Raw genomic sequence first — 23,331 nt, forward strand, 5'->3', positions numbered from 1 at the left:
ATTGTTATCGTTTAATCTAACTTTTTTATTTAATTTTTCCTTGCAGAGGTTATTGAAGGAAATTTAGAAAAACTTTATTTTTCATAATTGAAGCTGATTTGTAAAAGCTGTTTAGTAATGCTGTAAGCGAGATTTTGTAATTTTAGCATCTATCGTGCTAGCATGTGAAGAAATACGAGGATTGTTCAGTGTGCAATTAGAAAATAATATTCGTTCTACTAAATAACATTATACTAGTTGCCCATTTAGGATAAGCTAGTATGGGGCAATCAATGTTATTAAAGTGGCGAAGGCAGCTTGAAGTTAGTACGAGAGCTGTAATTACACTGAGCGTTAGGTAAAGGTTCTTTCTGTAACAATAATTCATATAGAGAACCATAGTCCGAGTCACACATGGAAATACAAAAAAGAAAGAGGGGTTTAATTAAGCTATGATGAAAGGGCTTAAAAAATGGCGTCTATTTTCACTTTTAGCAGTAATGACAGTGTTCCTTGCAGCTTGTGGTGAAGAACATCTTTCCACTCTAAGACCATCTGGTGCTGTCGGGAAAGAACAATTGAATCTTTTACTGCTGACAACAATCATCATGACAGTAGTAACGATTATTGTTTCAGTAATTTACTTACTTGCATTCGTTAAATTCCGTCGCTCAAGAGTCGGAGAAAACGTAATTCCGAAGCAAGTTGAAGGAAGTCACACGCTAGAAGTAATTTGGACAGTTATTCCAATTATTTTATTAATTATCATTTCTGTTCCAGTGTTAATATCTACTTATAAATTTGCAGATGTTGCTGCAATGGAAGAGGTAGATGAAAATGGAGAAAAAACAGCTTTAACAGTTAATGTAACAGCAAAATTATATTGGTGGGAGTTTGAATATCCAAACCAAGGAATTGTTACTGCTCAAGAATTAGTAGTGCCAACGGATGAAAAAGTATATTTCAACTTAATGGCAGCAGACGTTAAGCACTCATTCTGGATTCCTGCTGTTGGTGGGAAAATGGATACAAACGTAGATAACTTAAACAAATTCTACTTAGAGTTTGATAAAACATCAGAAGGCTTAAAAGAAGGCGTATTCTTCGGTAAGTGTGCGGAGCTTTGCGGACCATCACATGCCTTAATGGACTTTAAAGTAAAAGCTTTAGATCGACCAGCATTTGATGCTTGGGTAGCAGCAATGAAAGCTACTGAAGGTCAAACAGCATCAGCTGATTCTACGGATTTAGGTGAAGCAACATTCGCAAACAGCTGCTTAGGCTGTCACGCAATTTCTGGTGTTGGTGTATCTGGCGGTATGGGACCAAACTTAACGACATTTGGAGATCGTAACCGTGTAGCTGGTTTCTTAGAGCATACAACAGAAAAAACAGCTGCTTGGATTAATGATCCAGAATACTACAAGCCAGGTAACTTAATGACTGGTAAATATAATGTTTCAGAAGAAGAGGCTCAAGCGATTGCTGAGTACTTAATGACATTATCTGTAGAAAAATAATAATTACAAGAGATAGAAACTTTGAAGGAGGTTAAAGTTGTGAGCTCTGTTGCACAAAAAAAAGGATTTGGCGCACAAGTATGGGACTATTTAACGACTGTCGACCATAAAAAAATCGCCATTTTGTATTTAGCAGCCGGTACGCTATTCTTTGCTATTGCCGGACTTGAAGCATTGTTTATGCGATTTCAACTATTGTTCCCAGAGAATACTTTCGTATCAGCGGGAATGTTTAACCAATTGTTAACAATGCACGGTACAACGATGCTATTTTTAGCTGCTACACCATTACTGTTTGCATTTATGAATGCCATTGTACCATTACAAATTGGGGCACGTGACGTTGCGTTCCCATTCTTAAATGCACTAGGTTTCTGGTTATTCTTCCTAGGAGCAGTTTTCCTTCACCTATCATTCTTCTTAGGTGGAGCACCTGATGCAGGTTGGACTTCATATGCATCATTATCTTTATATTCTCCAGGACATGGTATTGACTTTTATGTTCTTGGTTTACAAATTTCTGGTGCTGGTACGCTAATTTCTGGTATCAACTTTATCGTAACAATTATTACGATGCGTGCACCTGGTATGACATTTATGCGTATGCCACTATTTACGTGGACATCATTAGTGTCAAGTACGTTAATTTTATTCGCATTCCCTCCACTTACTGTAGGTTTATTCTTAATGTTAGTGGACCGTATGTTTGGCGCTAACTTCTTCGAACATACAATGGGTGGTAACACAATTATTTGGGAGCATTTATTCTGGATCTTTGGTCACCCTGAAGTTTACATTTTAGTATTACCAGCGTTCGGTTTATTCTCTGAAATTATTCCAGTATTCGCTCGTAAACGCTTATTCGGATACTCTTCAATGGTATTCGCTACAATTTTAATTGGATTCTTAGGATTCATGGTATGGGCTCACCATATGTTCACAACAGGTCTTGGTGCAACAGCGAACGCTATTTTTGCAGTAGCAACAATGACAATTGCTGTACCTACTGGTATGAAAGTGTTCAACTGGATTTTAACAATCTGGGGTGGCTCCATTAAAGTTACTGTACCAATGCTTTATGCACTTGGCTTTATCCCGTCATTCGTAGCGGGTGGGGTAACAGGGGTTATGCAGGCTGCTGCACCACTTGATTACCAATTACACGATTCTTACTTTATCGTAGCGCATTTCCACTACGTAATCGTAGGTGGTATCGTTACAGCATTATTCGGGGCAGCGCATTTCTACTGGCCGATTATGTTCAACCGCGCTTTAAATGAAAAGCTAGGTGTATTAACTTTCTGGATCTTCTTTATCGGGTTCCATTTAACATTCTTCTTACAGCATTTCTTAGGCTTAATGGGTATGCCACGTCGCGTATTCACATATATGCCAGACCAAGGTTGGGATTTATTCAACATGATTTCAACAATCGGTGCTGCAATGATGGGTGTAGGTGTAATTTTATTAGTACTTAATGTATTATTATCAATTAAATCTGAACCTCTTAATCGTCGCGATTACTGGGGTGATGGACGTTCACTTGAGTGGGCACTTGAAACACCACTACCATTCTATAACTTTAAGCAAACGCCACTTGTACGTGGATATGATCCATATTGGATTGAGAAGCAAGAAGGAAATAAAGAGGGTATGGTTTATGCTGAGCCACTAGGCGATATTCATATGCCGAACAACTCAATTTTACCGTTAATTATGTCAATCGGTACATTTATCGCTGCATTTGGTGCATTATATAGTCCATGGGGCAAACAAGCACTTGCAGGTACAGCAGAAAGTGTATCACCAGCATTATCTGTTGGTTTAATTGTTGTAGGTTTAGGTATTACAGTTGGTTCAATGATTACTCGTTCATTGAAAGACGACTTAGGCTATCATGTACATGTAGCTGAAGTTGAAGCAATCGAGAAGGATTTAGCACAATTCCGTGCAGCAGGTAAAAAAGGAGGGAACAACTAATGGATTTAAATACTAAATTCACTCCTCAAAATTGGCCTGAGCATGCTGAACAAGCAACAATGGAAGGGAAAAATAAGTTTGTTGGCTTCTGGATTTTCCTTGCCTGTGAGGTTGTTCTGTTCGCAAGTCTTTTTGCAACATACTTAGCGTTAAAGGATTCAGGTCCTGCTAGTATGGATTTAACAAAATATTCAGCGAAGGCACTTTATGAGTTACCTTTAGCATTTGCAATGACGATGTTGCTTTTAACATCATCTTTAACATCAGTGTACGCAATGTACCATATGAAAAACTTTAACTTTAAAGGTGTTCAAACATGGATGGGGATTACAGTAATTTTAGGTATCGGTTTCTTATGCCTTGAAATTTACGAGTTCTATCACTATGTACACATCGGCTTTGGTTACACACATTCAGCGTATTCTTCAGCATTCTTTACATTAGTAGGAACGCACGGATTACACGTTATTATCGGTTTAGTATGGATTTCTAGTTTAATCTTCCGTAATATGAAGCGTGGATTAAATTTATACAACGCACCAAAGTACTTTATTGCATCGCTTTATTGGCACTTTATTGACGTTGTATGGGTATTCATCTTTACTGTAGTTTACTTGATGGGAGTGTTAGGATAATATGGCACACGATACACATTTCGAAGCTCGTTCTCAAGTCCAACAAGAGTATTATCGTAAAGCAAATGCAGCAAAAATGCGCACACAAGTAACGCAATTTGCGATTATGATTTTATTAACTTTCGTAGCATTTGCATCAGCAGTAGCAGATTTTGCACCAAACTTTGTTAAGCCATTTGTATTATTGCTTGCTGGTGTTCAAGTAGTACAGCAATTATATGCATTCATGCATATGGATGATAAAAATGGTCACCACATCGGAGTAATTTCATTCTTCATGTGGGGAGGCGCTTTTATCGCCTTCACATTCTTCTTATGCTTCTTAACAATTATTTGGTGGTAATTGTTGCTTCAAAAAAGGTACTTGGCAAGTTAACTTGCCAAGTACCTTTTTCATTACTGTAAAAATGAAAAAGAAGCAGTTTGAAAAAAGATAACTTCCTTTCAAACTGCTTCTTAAAAATTTTATTTCAGTTTACGCAATCTTTCCATTGCTTCTATCACATTTTTTCTTTCTCCAAAAGCTGAAAGTCTGAAAAATCCTTCGCCATTTGAGCCGAACCCTGAGCCAGGTGTGCCAACAACTTGAGCATTTTCTAAAAGGTAATCAAAGTAATCCCATGATGTCATATCGTTCGGACATTTCAGCCAAATATACGGCGAGTTTTCACCGCCTACATGCCAAATGTTAAGCTCCTTCAGTGTTCCTGAAATAAGCTTGGCGTTTTCCATATAATATGCGATGTTTTCTTTAATTTGTTGCAGTCCATCATTTGAAAAAACAGCTTCTGCGCCCTTTTGTACAATATATGGAACGCCGTTAAATTTCGTTGTTTGTCTTCTTAGCCATAGCTTATTAAGCGACGTATTATTACGAATAAGCGCATGTGGGACGATTGTATAGCCACAGCGTGTTCCTGTGAATCCAGCTGTTTTAGAAAGAGAGCAAAATTCAATTGCACATTTTTCTGCACCTTCGATTTGATAAATACTTGTAGGTAAGCTTTCATCTTGAATAAATGTTTCGTAGGCACTATCAAAAAGAATAACAGCATCATGCTTTAGTGCATAGGATACCCAGCTTTCAAGCTGCTTTTTATTATAAACTGCTCCTGTAGGGTTATTTGGTGAGCAAAGGTAAATAATATCTGCTTTTATATTTTCATCTGGAAGAGGAGAGAAGTTATTTTCTACAGTACCGTTTGCATAAATGATTTTTCGACCAGCCATCACGTTTGTGTCTACATAAACAGGATAGACAGGATCAGGAATAAGAACTGTGTTGTCTATATCGAAAATATCGAGAATGTTCCCAATATCACTTTTTGCGCCATCACTTATAAAAACTTCTGTATCAGAGAGAGAAACTTTTTTTTCGGAGTAGTATTGGCAAATTGTTTGACGAAGAAATTCATAGCCTTGTTCTTCACCATAACCTTTAAAGGTGCTTTTCTCGCCTTGTTCAGCGACGGCTTTTTGCATGGCCTCCACAACGGCTGGAACAAGAGGTAGCGTGACATCGCCTATACCTAGTCGAATCACTTCTTTGCTAGGGTTTTTTTCTTTATAGGCATTTACTTTTTTAGTGACGAGAGAAAAAAGGTAGCTGTCTTGAAGCTCTAAATAATGTTGATTAATATTCAATGGATTTTCCTCCTCAGGAATCGTTTAATTTATATATTTATTGTACCTTCGAATACTTTAGCACAGCCACCTGTCATCCAGACTGTATCATCCGTATATCGGATTGTGAGCATACCACCTAAAAGATGGACTTGAATATCGACATTTTTCTCACAATAGCCGTTTAAAACTGCCGCTACTGCCGAGGCACATGCACCAGTTCCACAGGCAAGTGTTTCACCACTGCCGCGCTCCCATACCCTCATTTTTAAAACATTGCGCTCTACGACCTCGATAAATTCAGTGTTTATACGGTCAGGGAAAAGAGGACTATTTTCAAATAAAGGTCCAAGCTTTGGTAGGTCTAAATCATCTATATTGTCCTTAAATACGACACAGTGAGGATTTCCCATCGATACACATGTAATCTCATAATTTTCTGTTCCAATTGTCACAGGCTCAGCGATAATGCCTTCTCCTGACAATAAAACAGGTATTTTTTCTGGAAGAAGCTCAGCTTTCCCCATATCAACCATTACATTTTCTACAGCTCCATTTTCTATGTAAAGGCTAAGTGTTTTAATACCTGAAAGCGTTTCGACTGTTAGTTCTTCTTTTGCTACAATGTTGTAATCATATAAGTATTTCGCAACACATCTTATCGCATTTCCACACATTTTTCCTTCACTGCCATCAAGGTTAAACATTCGCATTTTTGCATCAGCTACATTGGAAGGAAGTATTAAAACAATGCCATCGCCCCCGATTCCAAAATGTCTATCGGACAGCTTAATAGCAAGGGCTTCAGGTGAGTTAATTTCAGCTTCGAAGCAATTGATATAAATATAATCATTTCCTAGACCTTGCATTTTTGTGAATTTTAATTCCATATATTCATCCTTTCTTGAATATGCTAAACATATTCTGTAGTTTTAATGTGTTAAATCATACAGTACATATGTTTTGTCTGTCAATATCAGAAATAATGCTAAATTTAGATAATTGTTATGCCGAGAAAGTGTTTTTTCTCACTCGATGATGTCTACTTATCAAAATTGCTTTAATTGTCATAGTTCTTCTATTGATGTTAATGGTTATAGCGCTTTATAATAGAGATATTGAAGTTAAAGGAGCGCGGTATTATGCCATTGAGCATTTTTGGATTTCAAGCTTTATGGAGCCCTTATTTTATAGGGGTCATCATATTTTTAACTGTTGTCTATTTTTTAGTTACTGTGACATGGCGCAAAGATTTTAAAGTGAGCGAGCCTTTGAAGAGAAGTGAAGCGATTTACTTTATATTAGCCATGATTACTCTTTATATTATTAAGGGCTCACCAGTCGATTTGCTAGGTCATATTATGTTTACTGTTCATATGGTACAAATGGCATTTTTATTATTGCTAATCCCGATTTTTTTAATAAAGGGAATACCATGGTGGGTGTGGAATGTTGTGGTCCATGCACCTGTGATTCGAAAGATTTTTAAAATCTTTACACAGCCGCTTGTAGCTATATTTGTGTTTATTGCATTATTTTCGTTTTATCATATCCCATCAATTTTTGATACGATTAAGCTAGATGAAACGTTGCATGGCTTATACACATTTATTTTATTTGTCTCAGCTATTTTTATGTACTGGCCGTTATTAAACATGGTAGAGGGGCAGCATCAATTAAAGCCACTGTATAAAATTGCTTATATTATTGGGAATGCCGTATTAATTACACCAGCTTGTGCGTTAATTATCTTTGCATCAAACCCGATGTACGCAACGTATACAGATGCGGATGTATGGCTGAAAGCGATGGAGCTATGTGTACCTCAATCTACGTTATCTGGCTTAACATTATCAGGACCAGAGCTGTTTTCATCGATGAGCCCACTGAGCGACCAGCAAGTCGGTGGTGTGCTGATGAAAATTATTCAGGAAATTATTTTTGCTGTTATTTTAGCTAGAGTGTTCCGTATATGGTGGAACAGTGAAAGAAAAGACCCTGATGAAATTACAGCGAAAGCATTAAAAGAATTTCAAGAGCAAACAATTTATAAATAAGACAGAGAGTTGGAGAATGAAAAATGGGTGTACCGATTTTACCTACAATTAGTACAACGTTTATCGTAATTAGTGCAGTTTTAGTTGCGATTGGGTGGTATTTAATTTATAAGCGCAAAATAGAAGCACATAAAAAGGTGATGCTAGCAGCAGGTGTTGCGGCGTTAATCTTCTTTATTATTTATGCATCTCGTACAATTTTTGTTGGCAATACAGCTTTCGGCGGACCTGATGAAGTGAAAGGATACTATACGTTCTTTTTAATTTTCCATATTATTTTAGCTACAGTTGGAGCGGTATTTGGTATCGTTAGCATTTTATCTGGTTTAAAAACAAATTTAAAATTGCACCGTCGAATTGGACCAATTACAAGCCTTATTTGGTTTTTCGTAGCGATTACAGGTGTAGCAGTGTACATGCTGTTATATGTAATTTACAAAGGTGGAGAAACAACTTCGGTTATTAAGGCGATTTTAGGATTTTAAAAAGGAGCTGTCCAGAAAATTCACTTTCTGGACAGCTCCGCTTTTTTACATAATCAATTTTTGATTAAAATTGTGCTCCTGCGGTTGTCACAATAGAGCTTTTCCGCGACGAGTAATCGCAGGAGCAAATGTTTTTAACTGCGACGAGTAACCGCAGGAGCAAATGGTTTTAACTGCGACGAGTAACCGCAGGAGCAAATTGTCACCACCCTCGTCGCAAAGGGGGCGTCCCAAAATGACTTTTTGGGCGCCCTCTTTTTTATGTTATTGCTCATGATTGATGATTGGTAAAATGGTCGAATTTTTTACTTCTCTTAATGATAAATTTGTTTGGATTTTAGATATACCAAGTGTGTTTAGCTTTCTGATAAAGTAATCTAATTCTTTACGATCGCGAATGACCACCTTTAATAAATAATCGTGTTCCCCCGTTAAACAGTGACACTCCAATATTTCAGCCATTGTTGCTAAAGAGCCTTCGAGTTTTTCTAGTAGCTCAGATTGATGGATATTTGTGCTAATAAAAATATAGCAAAGTAAATCGAAGCCGAGCTTTTCTTGGTTTAGAATAGCTACTTGTCTTTCGATAAAGCCCTCGCTTTCTAGTCGTTTAATTCTAGCATGTGTAGCTGGTGACGATAAATTTACACGCCTTGCTAATTCCGCATTGCTAATATGTGATTCTTTTTGAAGTAAATCTAAAATTTCGAAATCAATCGCATCTAACACTTTACTTACATATGACTCCATCAAAAATCTCTCCTTAATAATCATTCAAATTTCAAGCTATTTCTAATATGTATTTTGAATTTTATTTTATTAATATTAGTCTTTACTTAATTTTATTTTGTTTTTATAGGTTTTAAAAGAATGTTATTTTGCTGTGTGAACGAATCTATTATACTAAATACAAATGTCATTGTGCAATGCTCTATGTTCAATGGGGAAAGGAGCTAAAGGGAATGCCGAGCCGTTATGTATTATTATTGCTTGTGACAAGTTTATTTTGGGGAGGAAATTTTGTTGTTAGTAAATCGCTTGTAGAACATGCTTCTCCGATGACGTTGACAAGCCTAAGATGGTTGATTGCGGTTGTTTGCCTGTTGCCAATCGTATGGTGGAAAGAAAAAAAGCTGTTGCCTCCACGCCAAGCATTGCTACCACTATTTTTAATGGGACTAACAGGGGTTGTTTTATTTAATATTTGTCAGTTTTTAGCGCTAGAGCATACAACTTCAACAAATGCAGGTTTAATTTCAACATTAAATACGATATCAATTGCTATTTTCTCCTTGATCTTTCTAAAAGAGAAGATTACTATTTGGCAAATAGGTGCAGTGCTACTTTCGCTATTTGGGGTTATTTTAGTCTTGACGCAAGGAAAGCTAGGGATGCTTCTATCAGTTGGCTTTAACATAGGAGATGTATGGATGATTGTGGCGGTTTGCATATGGGGTATTTATTCTATTTGTAGTAAGTGGGCAATGCAAATTGTTTCTCCGTTACTATGTACGTTATATGCAGGAATTTTTGGACTTATTATTTTATTACCTTTTAATGTGGCAAGCTTTTCTGTTACGAATATCAATACTTCCTTTATTCAAGCGTTGCTTTATACAGGGATTATTTCAACGGTTGTTTGCATGCTGTTGTGGAATGTAGGGGTACAAAAATTAGGAGCAACGACAGCGGGAGTTTTTTTGAATTTTAATCCGATTTTTACTGCTATTTTGGCACTTCTTTTGTTAGGAGAGCAATTGACCTCAGTACAAGTGATGGGGGGGCTTCTTGTTATAGGAGGGTGCTACTTATTTTCTCACTTTAAAACGGAAAAATGCGTAAGGCTGTAAAGAAAGATTAATCTTTCCTTACAGCCTCTCATTTTGATTAAATACCAAATTCAGTTAAATCCTTACGAACGTCTGCTAAGATTTTTTCGCAATCTTTTACTAAATGAGCAGGGAATACTTCGTCAGTGTATTCTACGCCATGTGGATAGTAGTATTTACCAATAACAGGTTTAAGTAATTTTAATGTTGCATCATGAGCGCCTACATCGCCTGAAATAGCAGTGCAGAATAAGCGTAAATAATAGCGACCTTCACGTACATCGAAGCGACGGTCAAAAGTCATACGGTCATAATCCCAAGCACCATGACATTCTAATCCATGTTTTTCTAAAAGTCGTGTCAACACTTGTTGATCAACTACTACGTCTTCAAGGTTTGTGTTTTCAAAATACATTGTATAATCCTCCTCTAAAAAATCGTACATACTTATATATGCTCCATTTTATAATAGAGCAAATTTAGCTTTGTTGCAATGACAACATTGTGTCAAGCTTGCTTTAATTGCTATAATGTGAAGTAACAAATAGGTTTAAGGAGGTACAAATGGAATCCCTTTTCCGAATTTTGATTATTGTCGCCTTTATAGGTATTATATATTATTACGCAGGACCTAATGCAAAGCAGCATGATCCACTAGAAGGACCAAATGTTGTCCAGCAGCCGATTTTAGAAGAAAAGGATATTGTCGATAGTGAGCAGACATTAACACGACCGACAGAGGGCCTGTCAACGTATATTGGAAAGCAAAGCAAGGAAATCTTATCTACATACGGTCGACCTACACGCATCGATAAAACGCCTTTTCATTACAAGTGGTGGGTTTATCATAATCAAGATGGGTTGAAAATGTTTGGCATTGCGGACGATACTGTCGTGCAAGTTTATACGAATAGCCCCAATATGGATGTCGCTCCTTATGAAATTGGAGAAATGCTAGGAGATATTTATCGTATGACGATTATTGAATCGGAAGTGACAGCTCAAATTGGCGATAATATTTATATGTTTGCGATGAATGATTACGATTTGCATAGTCGTATATTAGTGAAGTTTCAAGATATCTTTGCGCAGCTTTATATCGATACAGAAACAGAAAAATTAATAGGTGTCCGCTTTTTAGATAAGGAGACGCTCGTAACGCATAAACCTTATGAGATGCAATTTATTGGAGAAATTATTAATACGCCCACACCATCTTCTTATCATCAAAAATATATCCATCAAGCAAACGTAGACCAGCTTTTAGATTTAACAAATGTGTTTCGAGAGCAGTATGGTTTACAGTTGCTTGTAAGCGACCCAGTAATTCAGGAGTTAGCGATGAAAAATAGCGAGAATTTATTTTTACGAAACGCGACAACGCAAGAAACAGAGATTGAGGATATTTCCTTAAAGGATCGTCTTACTGCTCTAGATATTCAATTTAAATCAGCAAGTGAAATAACTGCTACGACCTATATCGATGTTATTGAGGCGATGCATGGCTGGCTTAATTCAAAAGAGCATCGCAAAGTATTGCTTGATGAAGGCTTTACACATATTGGTACAGGTGCATATATGGATTATTATACGCAAATATTAATCACAAAAAATAACCGAGATTTGTCTGGGCTACAGTAGCATTTATTACTTCTTTTCATACAGTAATGAAAAGGAGTGAACTAAATGTGCAGCTAGCCGAATTGTTAAAAGATTGGCCGTGTATTGTAAAAGGCTCAATTCGAGAGCAAGTAACAGGAATTGATGATTATGCGCAAAATATTCAGCAAGGCTATATATACGTGCTGCGAAAAGGAAGAAAATATAATGGGCAGGCATTTTTACAGCAAGCAATCCGCAATGGAGCAAGCGCTATTATTGTAGAGGATGATGCACTACTCGATTTAAAACTGTCAATTCCAATTGTCTGGGTGCCAAATAGTATGCAGTTTTTATCATTTGCAAGTGCAAAGCTGCGGAATTTTCCAGCGGAGGCTTTAACCGTAATTGCAGTGACAGGAACAAATGGAAAAACGACGGTCAGCCATTTTATTAGTCAACTGCTGCAAATACAGGGGAAAAGCTGTGTCGTTATCGGAACGAACGGTGTGTTTTTAAATGGTGAGCGTTTACTTACTTCTTATGAATCTTTGACAACATTGCAGGCAAAGCAATTACAAGAAGTATTTCAAATTGCTGTACGTCAAGGTGTCGAATATGCCATTTTAGAAGCTTCCTCAATGGGCTTGGCGCATCATCGATTAGATGATTGTGCGATTGATGTCGGCATTTTTTTAAATTTATCAGCAGAGCATATTGAGGACCATGGCTCACTTGAAAATTATAAAAAGGCGAAGCAACGACTTGCCGTATTGGCGAAAAATGTCGTTTTAAATGGGGATGACCCATTTAGTCGCTCCGTTGGCATCAATTTAAAGAAAAAAACAGTGCTCTTTGGCTCAAAGGGACGAGTTGATATGCAGTGGCAGCTATTGACGGAAAATGAAGGACATAGCACATGCTGCATACAATACAAAGGTGAGGACCATATACTTGTGCTCCCATTTGTTGGTGAATTTCAAATTCAAAACATCGTTGCGGCACTTGCCACATTATATGTTTTAAATTTTGATATAGCACAGCTCATTCCAGGATGCTTGCACGTAAAATTGCCAGAAGGACGTATGCAGGAAATAACGAATGATAGAGGCTTGCGTATTATTATTGATTATGCGCATACACCAGCAGCTTTGAAAGCGGTGCTACAAGCATTAAAAATGGAACGGATACGCCTTGTTTTTAGCTGTGGTGGTGAAAGGGATAAAGATAAAAGGCGAAAGATGGGTACAATTGCTTCAACATATGCCTATAAAATTTATTTAACGACAGATAATGCAAGAAATGAGAAGCCATCTGATATTAATGCGCAAATAAAGTCAGGCTTTTATAGCGAGCAGCCGTATGAGGAAATAGAGGACCGAGCACGAGCGATTGAAAAAGCGATTTGCGAGGCAAGACGAGGCGATGTAATCGTCATTGCTGGGAAAGGGCATGAACAAACACAAACAATTGGCTCTATCACAATTCCATTTTCCGATAAAGAATGTGTGGAAAATGCCTTGAAAAAATTAGGCTGTGCAGAATGAATAGTCACCATGTGCTTAATTGTTATCTAACGCTATTTGTATTATGATAATTTTAAGAATTATAAAAGTGGGAGTCGTCTTGAAAATTTATTTTAAGGCGACTTCTTTGTACTGGAGGTAAAGCAGTTTGAAAAAGAAATTATTCATTACACGCAAATTACCAGCACATATTGTGGAGCCGTTACATAGTTATTTTGATGTTGCTGAATGGTCTGAAGAGGAGGCTGTCATACCACGTGAAAAGCTTTTAGCGGCGGTGAAAGATTGTCATGCACTGTGGGTAACTTTAGCTGATCAGGTGGATGCAGAGCTTTTAGCACATGCACCAAACTTACAAATCGTTAGTACATTATCAGTTGGTTTTAATAATATTGATGTGGATGCAGTGCGTAGTAGAGGAATTATTGCAACGAATACACCAGATGTTTTAACAGAGACGACAGCAGATTTAGTATTTGCTTTATTATTAGCTACTGCACGTCGAATTCCAGAGGCGGAGCGCTATTTACGTGAAGGGAAATGGCAAGGCTGGTATCCATTACAGCTCGTTGGAAAAGATGTTGGTGGTGCTACTATTGGGATCATTGGATTAGGACGGATTGGCCAAGCTGTAGCGAGACGAGCATCAGGCTTTAATATGAAGGTGCTTTATCATAATCGCAGCCGTAAGCTTGTTGAAGAACAACAGTATGGTTTTCATTATAAAACGCTTGAGGATTTGTTGCAGGAATCGGATTTTGTTGTCGTGATGGCACCATTTAGTAAGGAAACAGAGGGACTTATCGCTGAGCGACAATTGGCGCTGATGAAGAAAGATGCAGTATTGATTAATGCGGCACGTGGAGGTATTGTCGATGAAGTTGCGCTTTACCAAGCATTAAAAGATGGTAAACTGTGGGCAGCAGGGCTAGATGTTTTTGAACAAGAGCCAATTGCTTTGAGTCATCCACTTCTTACACTACCAAATGTTGTTGCATTGCCTCATATAGGGAGTGCCTCCTTACAAACGAGAACAGCAATGATGAAATTAAATGTTGCAGCGCTAGTTGCTTATGCGAAAGGTGAAACGGTATTGAATCGAGTTGATTCCTGATAAATATCAACAGACTTGGCAAATGAATATAGTGTCTTTTACAAATTTTGTATGAGATGAATAAGCATTCCGATTCCACATAATCTATATTTCTGTTATGATAATGACAGACTGGAGGAAAAAAGAATGTTAATGACTTCTGAATGGGCATTTATTTTAGATGAAGCGGATGAATTAAGCGCGATGATTCTTTCTTCAGAGCCAGTGAAAAGGCTGAAAGAGGCATATGCAGTAGTTTATACAGATGTCGAGCTTGCTAGTCAAATTCAAGCATTTGGGCGAATGAAGGAGCATTATGAGGACGTGCAACGCTTCGGTAAATATCACCCAGATTACCATACAATTATGAAAAAAATACGCGAGCAAAAGCGAGCATTAGACCTTGATGATCGCATTGCTGCATTAAAGCTTGCAGAAAATGATGTGCAAGATTTATTGGACGAGATTAGCCTAATTATAGGGCGTTCCGTCTCAGAAGCGGTCAAAGTGCCAGTAAGCAATCCATTTTTTAATAGTGGTAGTAGCTGTGGCACAGGCTGCGGTACAGGTGGCAGCTGCTCTTGCTCAGCATAAAGCAAGTTAAAAAGGCGCATGAAATTTCATGTGCCTTTTTATTTTGAGGTATTTATTCGTCTTTATATTTCAATAATATAGGCTGTGCTAAGTCTGGACGGTCTGTCACGATGCCTTGTGAACCTGTGCGTAATAAGCGGCTCATCGCCACTAAATCATTGACCTCTTTAAAGAAAATAGCAACATTTAATCCATTTAAAAATTGGATAAATTTCGTTGAATCAAATGCAATGAGCGCAGATTTTGTTGGGATTGTAAACACATCGACCTTTGGGTTAAATAAATGTCCAAATTGGCTTGTAAAGGATGTGTATGCTTTTGTCGCCTCGCCCTCATTAGCACCTAACACGATTTGATTTTGTGCATATAAATTAAAGCGATCAATTTGCTCCTGATAAGGACTTGTGACAATCACTTGTGGGGCAAGGTTAAATTCTTCAATAATGCGCCATAGCTTTGAAGGAATTAAGCTACCTTCATATGTGTCAGGGTTATCTTGAATATTTAAAATAAATTTCTTATCTGGATATGTTTCGAATAATTTTTGCAATGTGACAACTGTAACATGTTCATTGACAAATGGTTTATGACCTTCTAAATCTTCGAATTTCTCACCGAAATTAATTTCTTGAAGCTCAGCTAATGTGAAATCTTTTACAAAACCAATCGCAGTGGATGTACGCTCTAAAGTTTCATCGGTGAAGGCAATAATTTCTTCATCTTTTGTTAAACGTAAATCAACATAAAAGCCATCGACTCCTAGCTCAGCTGCTTTATCGAACGCCAATAGCGTATGTTCAGGTGCTAAATGTGCACCACCACGATGTGCAAAAATGAACGGCTTTCCTTGCAATAACTCTTTTACTTGTCGTTTTTGTGGCTTCGCTACCGCTTTAGAGCCAGCCCAAACTGCTGCGCTTGCAGCTGCAATAGCAAGTGCAACTTTTGCTTTTTTCCCCATATGTCTTCCTCCTCAAATTGTTCCCTCAAGCATTGTGAATTGAAAACAAATAGACTGTATTGATTTTGTTGTAACAGCTTAGAAAATGACCTATAAAGCCTAGTACATGGAAGCTAACAACTGGATTAACAGCAGCTGTCATTTTTCAAATAAGCCTATTATTCCTCATTATAGCTGAAAATGTTACTTACTGTCTAAACTCTGTTGCTATCAAATTAGACATTTGGTATGCTTTTATCATGATTCAGTCGCAAATGCCCATTTTTATATATGGTGAGCGAGCTGTGTAACATGCGTTTTTCCAGCAGGTTGAGAGCATCTTGCTGATTTAAAATATACTTACAGCTGCTATAATAATTTGAAAGCAGCGTATCCAAGTGTAAAGGATGAAGAAATGAGGAAGATTTATGAATGAAAGACAGGGACTTATTGTTTATGTTAATCAATTGAAGCATGCCAAATCTTTGCGTAAGTATGGTCATGTTCACTATATTTCAAGAAGGCTAAAGTATGTTGTTATGTATTGTCAGCGCGACGAGATTGAGGCAATTACAAATAAATTACAACGCCTTCCATTTGTGAAAGACGTTGTAGAGTCATTCCGTCCATTTTTAAAAACGGAATTTGAAAATGCAAAGCCTGATAAAGCGAAAGAATACGATTATAAATCAGGTTTATAGTGCATGCATTGCAGGAATATAGTGATTTAATCGCAAAATCCCAATTAAATATTGGTAAAATAAAGTCGGCTCGGTAAAGCTAGAAGAATGCTTTACTTCAAGATAGTGTATTGGCTGATTTACTTGTTCAGACGCTTGTTTAAAAATTTCAAAGCGTTGTGTCGGCTTTTCTTCATTATAAGGAATTCCTTCACGGCATATGTAAATCGGCATAAATTTACTTTCTTGTGCAGGCTGAAGTGCAAGCGCAAAGGAGGCATACGTCTTTCCTTCCTTTTGTGAGGTAAAGACAAATGTGCGATGAATGCGGGCTTTATTTGTTTGCATTAGCTCACAAAGCTCAAAAACATCACCATAGCCTTGCCCTAATTCGATAAATTGTTGAATCATTATAAGTCACACCCTTTCCAACCATAATAGTATCATGATGCAGGAGGATGAGCACATGAAATTTGCCATTAGCTTTTTCGTTATTTTAGTTACTACAATCAGTGCGCTGCTATTTATGCAGTTTCAGGTTTATTCAGATCATATTGATTTGAATGAGCATACATTTAATTATTCACAGGAAATTGAAATTGTTTATCGAGGAGAAAGCTTAGATATCCGCCATCATTTCAAAAATTTGCCGAATAGCGAAATTGCGATTGTTTGGCCAAATAAAGCGGAAAATGCAAGCTGCTTTATTGAAACAGAATATAGCTGCTCTCGTTTAAGTGAAGATTTAAACACATTTAATAGTGGAGAAAATGGTACGCAGTCGTTATCTTACATAATTCCTTTAAATGGTGGCTTGAAATCGAATGAATTGATGAAAGATTTATTTATTAAATTAAAGGATGGTACTGTCAAATATACAACATTGCATATTTCAACAGATAGTGAAATTGGTGGGCAATGGGTAACTGGTTTGCCGTTAGTTGGTCAACAATCATTGTCGCTTGTAAATTATTCAATGTTTAACGGAGAGGGCAATGTACAGGATCTGTATTGGAAGGCAGGTAATTTATCATTACAGCAAATGACAAATACTATTTCTGTGTATGCGAAAAAACCGACTACTGCTGCTTTTAATGAAAAGCTAGCAAAGCTTGAATTTTTAAGCGATGAGCATATTGCCGTTGTAGAAGGGGAAAATAATTCACAGCTGCCAAGTAAGCGTATTTTATTTTTACCACAAATTACAACGAATGAAATTCAACGCCATGTCCTATTTGCTCAATTAAATGCGATGTATCATTTTGTTGATACGCCAAGATGGGTTAAGGAAGTAATGGTCAGCTATTTAACAGGTAGCTCATTTGGTGGAGAGCGAGCAACCGAGATTATCCAGACATTGACGAATAAAATGACAGATGAGCAGCTAGCAAAATGGCTTGAGCAGCTAAAGGCGCTAGAAGGCAAGGAAGTGACACCAAGCGTTTTAGACGAGGCACTATCTGCTGTCTTCGGCATTCACACATCGTATTTTTCACTGAATACAGCTTCTAAAGAAATATTCCCATTCTTGTTTAATGATAAACGTACTGTTTATTTGAATGGAGAGCAACAAAAATCAATCGATGTAATTTTTAAAGATGGGCTTGTGCTATACTCTGCACAGGATGTATTGAATGGACTAGGCTACACAGCTAGAAAAGGTCCAAAAGGCTACTATGTTGAAAGTGCTACTCGCGCTTTCCGCTTCCCAAATGAACCAGGCTTCTATGTCTTTAACCAGCGACGTTACAATACAAATTCGGAGCCGATTGTTCAAATAGCTGGACAATACTATATAGAGGAAACATGGTTGCAGCGCCTATTTTTAGTTGAGGTGCAAAAAACAGAGGAAAATATTAATTTACAAACTGCTGAAATGGAGCAGGAAAAATAAAGGTTTGGTGAAACTATGCGCGTTGTAGCAGGGGAAAGAAAAGGAATGCCGTTAAAGGCTATAGATGGCACAACGACGAGACCGACAACAGACAAGGTGAAAGAATCAATTTTTAATATTATCGGTCCGTTTTTTGAAGGCGGTGTCGCATTGGATTTATTTGCAGGCAGTGGAGGCCTAGGCATCGAGGCACTTAGTCGTGGAGCGGACAAGGCTATTTTTGTTGAAAAGGATGGGCGCGCTTTTCAAGTGCTTCAGGAAAATATAAAAAAATGCCGTTATGATGATGTTACAGAGCTTTTCAGAACAGATGCGATGCGTGCAATCAAAGGCTTATTAAAACGTGATATTGTACTTGATTATGTATTTGTGGACCCACCATATCATAAAGCAATGTATTATGATTTAGTTGCACAGCTTGTGGAAAATAATAAAGTAGCCACAACAGGTATTATTGTATGTGAGCATGCGAAAGAAGTTACACTACCTGAAAGCTACGGTGAATTTCAATTAATCAGACAAGAAATATATGGGGCAGCGGTCGTATCGGTTTATCGTTGTACGAAGGAAGAGGGAGAAATAGTTGGCTGAAAAAATTGCAGTAGTACCTGGAAGCTTTGACCCGATAACAAATGGACATTTAGATATTATTAACCGAGCAGCCGATGTTTTTGATATCGTGTATGTAGGGGTACTTAATAACTCATCGAAAAATCCTTTATTTACAATAGATGAGCGTATTCATTTAATTCAAGAGGTAACGAAAAATCGCCCAAATATTCGCGTCGAAAGCTCGACAGGCTTATTGGTGGATTATGCGAAGGAAAAAGGGGCACAGGCTATTGTCCGTGGCTTGCGTGCGGTATCTGACTTTGAATATGAGATGCAAATTACATCGATGAACCGTGTGCTCGATGAAAGCATTGAAACATTTTTCATTATGACAAAAAATCAATATTCTTTCTTAAGCTCTAGCATTGTGAAGGAAGTAGCGAAATACGGTGGCAATATTGCTGAGCTCGTACCACCAATCGTAGAGCAAGCTTTAAAGGAAAAATTTAATCAAAAATAACGTAGAGGATGCCTAAAGAGATCTATCTTTTTAGGTATCCTCTATTCTCTTCGTTAAAAAATTTTAGATGAAAATCAACCAATACAATACAGGAATAACAGCAATATAAAGAAGACGCATATATATATATGGTCGAAAGGCGATAGCATTCGACTTGGCAATAACAAGCACCTGCATATGAATACTTAAGCTTTGTGCAGTTAATCCTGTTACAAGTGCTAACACAAGTAATGTACCCTCGTAATTTAGCTGCATTAAACGCAAGCCATTTGTCATTTCAAGCAAAGCAGCGAAGAAAATTTGCAAATTGTTATTCAATGTGAAGAAATGATTCATACTATGCAAGAGAACTGAATAAATCGTTGTGAAAAAAACGATTGTTGCACAAACAACGAGCACTGTTGGTACGCTATCTTTAAGGCTATGAGCAAAAGCATGGCGAGCGGCAATGGATTGCGATGCTTTTTGTCTTTTATGATGAGGTAAAGCAAAATAAACGATACAAAGCAAGAGAAGTGAGAAAATATGTAGCACAATTAAATATTGCCATCCAATCGTGACATCGCTTATTAAATCTAAACTGACAAAGCCTATAATAAAGAGAGGGCTTGGACAGTGACAAATGCCAAGTAAAATAGCTGCCTCTCTTTGTGACAGCTCCTGCGATTTGACAAGTTGGGCAATTGCAGCGGCTCCTGTAGGAAATCCACCTAGGGCACTAATGACGTATGTTTTCACATATAATAAAAATGGATGTGCTGTGTACTTACTAGTAATGCGCAACAACCAGCTCGTTAAAATTAAGTATGGCAGCAAATATGGAAATAGTGCCTCCATAAATAAATGAACACCTAAATCTGCTCCTTCATGTGCGACACCAGGGAAAAGAAGGAGTAAAATAATTAATGTGAAACAAATGAAAATAGCGAAAAACTGTGTAATAACATCAACTCTTTTCAATATTTTGTGAAGTTTTGTCACAAGTGTTACACTAACTATATGCATTCGTGCTATTTATCATGATTCATCAGAATACGCTCACCTCCGCAGGTGACGAGATGAATACTTAGATCGCTTTTTAATTAACGGGTGTCCAAACACCTACTGAATCAAGATAAAGCCTCCGGCGGATGTCACAGATTTTGAAGAAGAGCCTTTCGAACAATTTCGAAAAAATCTGGACGCAATTACGCTGAGGCGTAATTGATCATGATTCATCAGAATGCGCCTGAATTTATAAGTTGTATAGCGTATGCATACATTGTTTTAATTCAGAGGATATCGCAGATTTTTTCAAATTTATTTGAAAAAATCTAGATGTTATTGATTGTAAGAGGCAAAAAGGAGTCGGAGGCACTATGAAAAAAAGGTTAGCCATTATTGTAGTGGCTTTGCTCATGTTCAGTTTTTTAACGCTTTACAAGCTTGATTCGTACATTATGAGCCCTGGAAGTGCGTATGATGTTAGTGAATTTGTAAATGTTCAAAATGGAGATACAGAAGATGAAGGAACATTTAATTTAATGACTGTCTCCATGATGAGGGCGACGCCGCTTTTATATGCAGTTGCTTTCTTTAATGAGCATCAGGAAATTATGCAGCTCAATACTGTACGTCAAAAAGAAGAAGATGAAGAAGAATATAATATTCGTCAATTAAAGCTGATGACAGATTCACAATTTAACGCACTTTATGTAGCCTTTTCAAAAGCAGGGCTAGACTATAATGTAACATGGAAAGGCGTCTACGTATTAAACGTGCTAGCTGGAGGTGCCGCTGAAGGTATCGTCAAGGCTGGGGATGAAATTGTTGAAGTAAATGGACAGCGCATACAGAAGCAATCAGAGCTAGTAGAAATTATTAGTAAGGCGCAAAAAGATGATGCTGTGGAGCTTGTTATTAATCGCAATAACGAATTATTAACGAAAAATGTACAGTTAAAGGAAATTCCTGATTCGGATGGGCGAGTAGGGCTAGGCATTATGTTTACAGAAAGTAAATCAATTAAAACCGATCCAAAAGTGAAAATCAATGCAGAGGATATCGGTGGACCTTCTGCAGGCTTAATGTTTACATTGGAAATTTTGAATCAATTATTAGATGAAGATTTAACAAAGGGTTACGCTGTTGCGGGAACAGGTGAAATGAATGAAGATGGTACCGTAGGGCGCATTGGTGGTATTGAACGAAAGGTAATCGCTGCAGATCGTGATGGTATGGAGATTTTCTTTGCACCAGATGATGAAATTACAACAGAAATGCGCCAGTATAACCCTAAAATCGAGTCCAACTATGCAGCTGCAGTTAAGACCGCAGAGGATATTGGCACAAAGATGAAAATTGTCCCTGTTAAAACAGTGGATGATGCATTAGCTTATTTACAAGCACTAGAGCCGAAAAAATAAGAGGAAAGCTGTCAGAAACGTAGATGGACCTAGCGTTTCTGACAGCTTTTTAGGCTGCTGCTACATTTTACTTGCGTATAGGCGGCACATTGTAGTCATCGTGGATTGTTTGGCATGGCAAACCTTGTTGATACATCGTTGTCGCTTGTATATCAAGTGCTAGCATAGCATTTTGAACAGCAGCGACACGGCTAATTAAGGGTAATGTCATATGTTTTTTATGAATGGACAAATAACGCTGGCCATTTTCTGACATACCAAGTAATCGAATGTAAGAAGGTGTGACATGAGCATGAAGCTGCTCCTTCGTAATGCCTGTATAAATATGTGTTAAAATTCTTTGTAGGCGTGTCCACGTATAGCGCTTTGATTTGATTTTTTCCATAAAATCATCGAATGACCTTGCATTTTTAGCGTGCTTTATAAGGGCATGTTCAATCCCTTCTGCTACATCTGGAAACATTGTTAACTGCTCAGGGGTATGGCGTAAAATAGCAAAGCGCAAAAGTGGCCAAAAAGCATGCCAGCTTGCAAACGCTTTGTATGTTTGCTGCCACTCCTCTAAAAGCTGATAGGTAGTAGATGGTACGAACTGTGCTACATGCTGCAAAGTTTGCTTGTGAAACAAGGCCTGACGTATACCTGTCGCACTAGCAATTTGGCTTTGTTCGTCAATTGCATCATGATAGCCAGCACCAATGCGTGTAATTGTCACAGGCTGTATTTCAGCACTTAATGAATATGCTGCTTCAATATAATGAAAGCCTAAAATATTATTCGGCTTCGCTAAATCAATATAAGCTCCAGGGAATTGCTGCTGTAAAGTCGTATACGCCTGTTGTAAAGCCTTTGGGTAGCTAATACCTGTCGCAATATATTCTTTAATTAGAGCGTCGTAGAGGGCTCTATTTCGCTCAATAAGCGCAAAGCTATCTAGGAATGGCTGAAGTCTGCCATCTTCACTGCCAAACGCAAAAGTTTTACAGCCTACCGCATGTAGTAAAGAAATTGCTCCATAGGCAAATTGTTTGGCATGCGCAGTGCTGAAAACATATGGAAGCTCTATGACAAGGTCAACACCGCTGGCAAGTGCCATTTTTGTACGAGACCATTTATCGACAAGTGCAGGCTCACCACGTTGTAAAAATTGCCCGCTCATGACAGCAATCACAATATTTGCCCCTGTTAATTTCTTTGCTTGCTGTACATGATAAGCATGTCCATTATGAAAGGGATTGTATTCCACGACAACACCGACAGCCTGCATAAATTCTCACCCCACTAATAAGTATGTTCAATGTATAATATACACATTATACATGATAGAGATGTCGCTTTCTTGCATACTTCAAAAATGGTCTTAACGTAATTTCATATAGTGACAAGAAATTATCTTGACATCTAATTTATAAATCTATAT

General features: G+C 37.6%; 24 protein-coding genes. 16 read left to right on the top strand and 8 right to left on the bottom strand.

Translation table 11 applies throughout. The features are described from left to right. The first annotated feature begins 431 nt into the window (after positions 1 to 431). Genes coxB through M3Z76_RS07300 form a run of 4 tightly spaced genes read left to right on the top strand, consistent with a single transcriptional unit; the run spans position 432 to position 4,457 of the window. Positions 432 to 1,499, top strand: coding sequence for a cytochrome c oxidase subunit II (gene coxB / locus M3Z76_RS07285; RefSeq protein ID WP_293922164.1), 1,068 nt, complete (start codon positions 432 to 434; stop codon positions 1,497 to 1,499). Positions 1,500 to 1,538: 39 nt separating this feature from the next. Further along, complete coding sequence (locus M3Z76_RS07290) at positions 1,539 to 3,479, top strand: cytochrome c oxidase subunit I (protein WP_293922204.1); 1,941 nt, start codon at positions 1,539 to 1,541, stop codon at positions 3,477 to 3,479. Further along, positions 3,479 to 4,114, top strand: coding sequence for a cytochrome (ubi)quinol oxidase subunit III (locus M3Z76_RS07295; RefSeq protein WP_293922161.1), 636 nt, complete (start codon positions 3,479 to 3,481; stop codon positions 4,112 to 4,114). The genes M3Z76_RS07290 and M3Z76_RS07295 overlap by 1 nt, the downstream gene beginning before the upstream one ends. A 1-nt stretch (position 4,115) precedes the next feature. After that, a complete protein-coding gene (locus M3Z76_RS07300; protein ID WP_293922158.1) occupies positions 4,116 to 4,457 on the top strand; it encodes a cytochrome C oxidase subunit IV family protein in 342 nt (113 codons plus the stop codon). Positions 4,458 to 4,579: 122 nt separating this feature from the next. Here the strand turns inward: M3Z76_RS07300 and M3Z76_RS07305 are convergent, their stop codons facing one another. Then, a complete protein-coding gene (locus M3Z76_RS07305; protein WP_293922155.1) occupies positions 4,580 to 5,758 on the bottom strand; it encodes an LL-diaminopimelate aminotransferase in 1,179 nt (392 codons plus the stop codon). A 29-nt stretch (positions 5,759 to 5,787) separates the two neighbouring features. Next, the gene (gene dapF / locus M3Z76_RS07310) at positions 5,788 to 6,627 is read right to left on the bottom strand and encodes a diaminopimelate epimerase (RefSeq protein ID WP_293922152.1); all 840 of its coding nucleotides are present in this window, start codon (positions 6,625 to 6,627) and stop codon (positions 5,788 to 5,790) included. A gap of 252 nt (positions 6,628 to 6,879) precedes the next feature. Here dapF and ctaG point away from each other — a divergent pair, with 252 nt between their 5' ends. Together ctaG and M3Z76_RS07320 are read left to right on the top strand one after the other, a co-directional pair. Continuing rightward, on the top strand, positions 6,880 to 7,794 hold the full coding sequence (ctaG, locus tag M3Z76_RS07315) for a cytochrome c oxidase assembly factor CtaG (RefSeq protein ID WP_293922150.1): 915 nt from the start codon (positions 6,880 to 6,882) through the stop codon (positions 7,792 to 7,794). A 23-nt stretch (positions 7,795 to 7,817) separates the two neighbouring features. Then, complete coding sequence (locus M3Z76_RS07320; protein WP_293922148.1) at positions 7,818 to 8,279, top strand: DUF420 domain-containing protein; 462 nt, start codon at positions 7,818 to 7,820, stop codon at positions 8,277 to 8,279. Between the two features lie 264 nt (positions 8,280 to 8,543). On the opposite strand, the gene M3Z76_RS07325 is transcribed toward M3Z76_RS07320, so the two are convergent. After that, positions 8,544 to 9,029 (bottom strand): Lrp/AsnC family transcriptional regulator, encoded by a 486-nt coding sequence (locus tag M3Z76_RS07325; RefSeq protein ID WP_293922145.1) that lies wholly within the window; start codon positions 9,027 to 9,029, stop codon positions 8,544 to 8,546. A 212-nt stretch (positions 9,030 to 9,241) separates the two neighbouring features. Between M3Z76_RS07325 and M3Z76_RS07330 the strand changes: the two genes are divergently transcribed. Then, entirely contained in the window at positions 9,242 to 10,129 is an 888-nt protein-coding gene (locus M3Z76_RS07330) for a DMT family transporter (RefSeq protein ID WP_293922142.1), read from the top strand. Between the two features lie 37 nt (positions 10,130 to 10,166). Here the strand turns inward: M3Z76_RS07330 and M3Z76_RS07335 are convergent, their stop codons facing one another. Beyond that, entirely contained in the window at positions 10,167 to 10,523 is a 357-nt protein-coding gene (locus M3Z76_RS07335; RefSeq protein WP_293922139.1) for a YugN family protein, read from the bottom strand. A gap of 149 nt (positions 10,524 to 10,672) precedes the next feature. Here M3Z76_RS07335 and M3Z76_RS07340 point away from each other — a divergent pair, with 149 nt between their 5' ends. The 4 genes from M3Z76_RS07340 to M3Z76_RS07355 all read left to right on the top strand — a co-directional run bounded on the left by M3Z76_RS07340 (position 10,673) and on the right by M3Z76_RS07355 (position 14,920). Continuing rightward, positions 10,673 to 11,749, top strand: a complete 1,077-nt coding sequence (locus M3Z76_RS07340; RefSeq protein ID WP_293922137.1) for a CAP domain-containing protein — start codon at positions 10,673 to 10,675, stop codon at positions 11,747 to 11,749. A 47-nt stretch (positions 11,750 to 11,796) separates the two neighbouring features. Then, positions 11,797 to 13,254 carry a UDP-N-acetylmuramoyl-L-alanyl-D-glutamate--2,6-diaminopimelate ligase gene (locus M3Z76_RS07345; RefSeq protein WP_293922134.1) on the top strand — a complete coding sequence of 486 codons (1,458 nt, stop codon included), beginning with the start codon at positions 11,797 to 11,799 and terminating at the stop codon, positions 13,252 to 13,254. A 127-nt stretch (positions 13,255 to 13,381) separates the two neighbouring features. After that, entirely contained in the window at positions 13,382 to 14,347 is a 966-nt protein-coding gene (locus M3Z76_RS07350; RefSeq protein ID WP_293922131.1) for a 2-hydroxyacid dehydrogenase, read from the top strand. 126 nt (positions 14,348 to 14,473) lie between these two features. Continuing rightward, positions 14,474 to 14,920, top strand: a complete 447-nt coding sequence (locus M3Z76_RS07355; protein WP_293922130.1) for a YlbF/YmcA family competence regulator — start codon at positions 14,474 to 14,476, stop codon at positions 14,918 to 14,920. A gap of 52 nt (positions 14,921 to 14,972) precedes the next feature. Here the strand turns inward: M3Z76_RS07355 and M3Z76_RS07360 are convergent, their stop codons facing one another. Then, positions 14,973 to 15,881 (bottom strand): glycerophosphodiester phosphodiesterase family protein, encoded by a 909-nt coding sequence (locus M3Z76_RS07360; protein ID WP_293922129.1) that lies wholly within the window; start codon positions 15,879 to 15,881, stop codon positions 14,973 to 14,975. 407 nt (positions 15,882 to 16,288) lie between these two features. Here M3Z76_RS07360 and M3Z76_RS07365 point away from each other — a divergent pair, with 407 nt between their 5' ends. Further along, on the top strand, positions 16,289 to 16,561 hold the full coding sequence (locus M3Z76_RS07365) for a YlbG family protein (RefSeq protein ID WP_293922127.1): 273 nt from the start codon (positions 16,289 to 16,291) through the stop codon (positions 16,559 to 16,561). Here the strand turns inward: M3Z76_RS07365 and M3Z76_RS07370 are convergent. Beyond that, complete coding sequence (locus M3Z76_RS07370) at positions 16,556 to 16,951, bottom strand: DUF7147 family protein (protein ID WP_293922126.1); 396 nt, start codon at positions 16,949 to 16,951, stop codon at positions 16,556 to 16,558. The genes M3Z76_RS07365 and M3Z76_RS07370 overlap by 6 nt on opposite strands. A gap of 55 nt (positions 16,952 to 17,006) precedes the next feature. On the opposite strand from M3Z76_RS07370, the gene M3Z76_RS07375 reads away from it, so the two are divergent. From M3Z76_RS07375 to coaD, 3 genes are read left to right on the top strand one after another with little or no spacing between them, the layout of a single operon-like run. Beyond that, the gene (locus M3Z76_RS07375; RefSeq protein WP_293922125.1) at positions 17,007 to 18,434 is read left to right on the top strand and encodes an RNA polymerase II; all 1,428 of its coding nucleotides are present in this window, start codon (positions 17,007 to 17,009) and stop codon (positions 18,432 to 18,434) included. 15 nt (positions 18,435 to 18,449) lie between these two features. Further along, positions 18,450 to 19,025, top strand: coding sequence for a 16S rRNA (guanine(966)-N(2))-methyltransferase RsmD (rsmD, locus tag M3Z76_RS07380; protein ID WP_293922123.1), 576 nt, complete (start codon positions 18,450 to 18,452; stop codon positions 19,023 to 19,025). Continuing rightward, on the top strand, positions 19,018 to 19,506 hold the full coding sequence (gene coaD / locus M3Z76_RS07385; protein WP_293922121.1) for a pantetheine-phosphate adenylyltransferase: 489 nt from the start codon (positions 19,018 to 19,020) through the stop codon (positions 19,504 to 19,506). Before rsmD ends, coaD begins: the two co-directional genes overlap by 8 nt. Before the next feature lie 63 nt (positions 19,507 to 19,569). On the opposite strand, the gene M3Z76_RS07390 is transcribed toward coaD, so the two are convergent. Then, the gene (locus M3Z76_RS07390) at positions 19,570 to 20,487 is read right to left on the bottom strand and encodes a hypothetical protein (RefSeq protein ID WP_293922119.1); all 918 of its coding nucleotides are present in this window, start codon (positions 20,485 to 20,487) and stop codon (positions 19,570 to 19,572) included. 377 nt (positions 20,488 to 20,864) lie between these two features. Between M3Z76_RS07390 and M3Z76_RS07395 the strand changes: the two genes are divergently transcribed. After that, positions 20,865 to 21,911, top strand: a complete 1,047-nt coding sequence (locus M3Z76_RS07395) for a SepM family pheromone-processing serine protease (protein WP_293922117.1) — start codon at positions 20,865 to 20,867, stop codon at positions 21,909 to 21,911. A 67-nt stretch (positions 21,912 to 21,978) separates the two neighbouring features. On the opposite strand, the gene M3Z76_RS07400 is transcribed toward M3Z76_RS07395, so the two are convergent. Next, complete coding sequence (locus M3Z76_RS07400; protein WP_293922115.1) at positions 21,979 to 23,178, bottom strand: nucleotidyltransferase; 1,200 nt, start codon at positions 23,176 to 23,178, stop codon at positions 21,979 to 21,981. Positions 23,179 to 23,331: the final 153 nt, after the last annotated feature.

Origin of the sequence: Metasolibacillus sp., assembly GCF_025291715.1 — a bacterium.
GTDB lineage: Bacteria > Bacillota > Bacilli > Bacillales_A > Planococcaceae > Metasolibacillus > Metasolibacillus louembei.

Coding starts and splice junctions, on each gene's coding strand:
- coxB (WP_293922164.1), top strand. CDS start 432: ATGATGAAAGGGCTTAAAAAATGGCGTCTATTTTCACTTTTAGCAGTA.
- M3Z76_RS07295 (WP_293922161.1), top strand. CDS start 3,479: ATGGATTTAAATACTAAATTCACTCCTCAAAATTGGCCTGAGCATGCT.
- M3Z76_RS07300 (WP_293922158.1), top strand. CDS start 4,116: ATGGCACACGATACACATTTCGAAGCTCGTTCTCAAGTCCAACAAGAG.
- dapF (WP_293922152.1), bottom strand. CDS start 6,627: ATGGAATTAAAATTCACAAAAATGCAAGGTCTAGGAAATGATTATATT.
- ctaG (WP_293922150.1), top strand. CDS start 6,880: ATGCCATTGAGCATTTTTGGATTTCAAGCTTTATGGAGCCCTTATTTT.
- M3Z76_RS07320 (WP_293922148.1), top strand. CDS start 7,818: ATGGGTGTACCGATTTTACCTACAATTAGTACAACGTTTATCGTAATT.
- M3Z76_RS07325 (WP_293922145.1), bottom strand. CDS start 9,029: ATGGAGTCATATGTAAGTAAAGTGTTAGATGCGATTGATTTCGAAATT.
- M3Z76_RS07330 (WP_293922142.1), top strand. CDS start 9,242: ATGCCGAGCCGTTATGTATTATTATTGCTTGTGACAAGTTTATTTTGG.
- M3Z76_RS07335 (WP_293922139.1), bottom strand. CDS start 10,523: ATGTATTTTGAAAACACAAACCTTGAAGACGTAGTAGTTGATCAACAA.
- M3Z76_RS07340 (WP_293922137.1), top strand. CDS start 10,673: ATGGAATCCCTTTTCCGAATTTTGATTATTGTCGCCTTTATAGGTATT.
- M3Z76_RS07355 (WP_293922130.1), top strand. CDS start 14,474: ATGTTAATGACTTCTGAATGGGCATTTATTTTAGATGAAGCGGATGAA.
- M3Z76_RS07360 (WP_293922129.1), bottom strand. CDS start 15,881: ATGGGGAAAAAAGCAAAAGTTGCACTTGCTATTGCAGCTGCAAGCGCA.
- M3Z76_RS07365 (WP_293922127.1), top strand. CDS start 16,289: ATGAATGAAAGACAGGGACTTATTGTTTATGTTAATCAATTGAAGCAT.
- M3Z76_RS07370 (WP_293922126.1), bottom strand. CDS start 16,951: ATGATTCAACAATTTATCGAATTAGGGCAAGGCTATGGTGATGTTTTT.
- M3Z76_RS07375 (WP_293922125.1), top strand. CDS start 17,007: ATGAAATTTGCCATTAGCTTTTTCGTTATTTTAGTTACTACAATCAGT.
- rsmD (WP_293922123.1), top strand. CDS start 18,450: ATGCGCGTTGTAGCAGGGGAAAGAAAAGGAATGCCGTTAAAGGCTATA.
- M3Z76_RS07395 (WP_293922117.1), top strand. CDS start 20,865: ATGAAAAAAAGGTTAGCCATTATTGTAGTGGCTTTGCTCATGTTCAGT.
- M3Z76_RS07400 (WP_293922115.1), bottom strand. CDS start 23,178: ATGCAGGCTGTCGGTGTTGTCGTGGAATACAATCCCTTTCATAATGGA.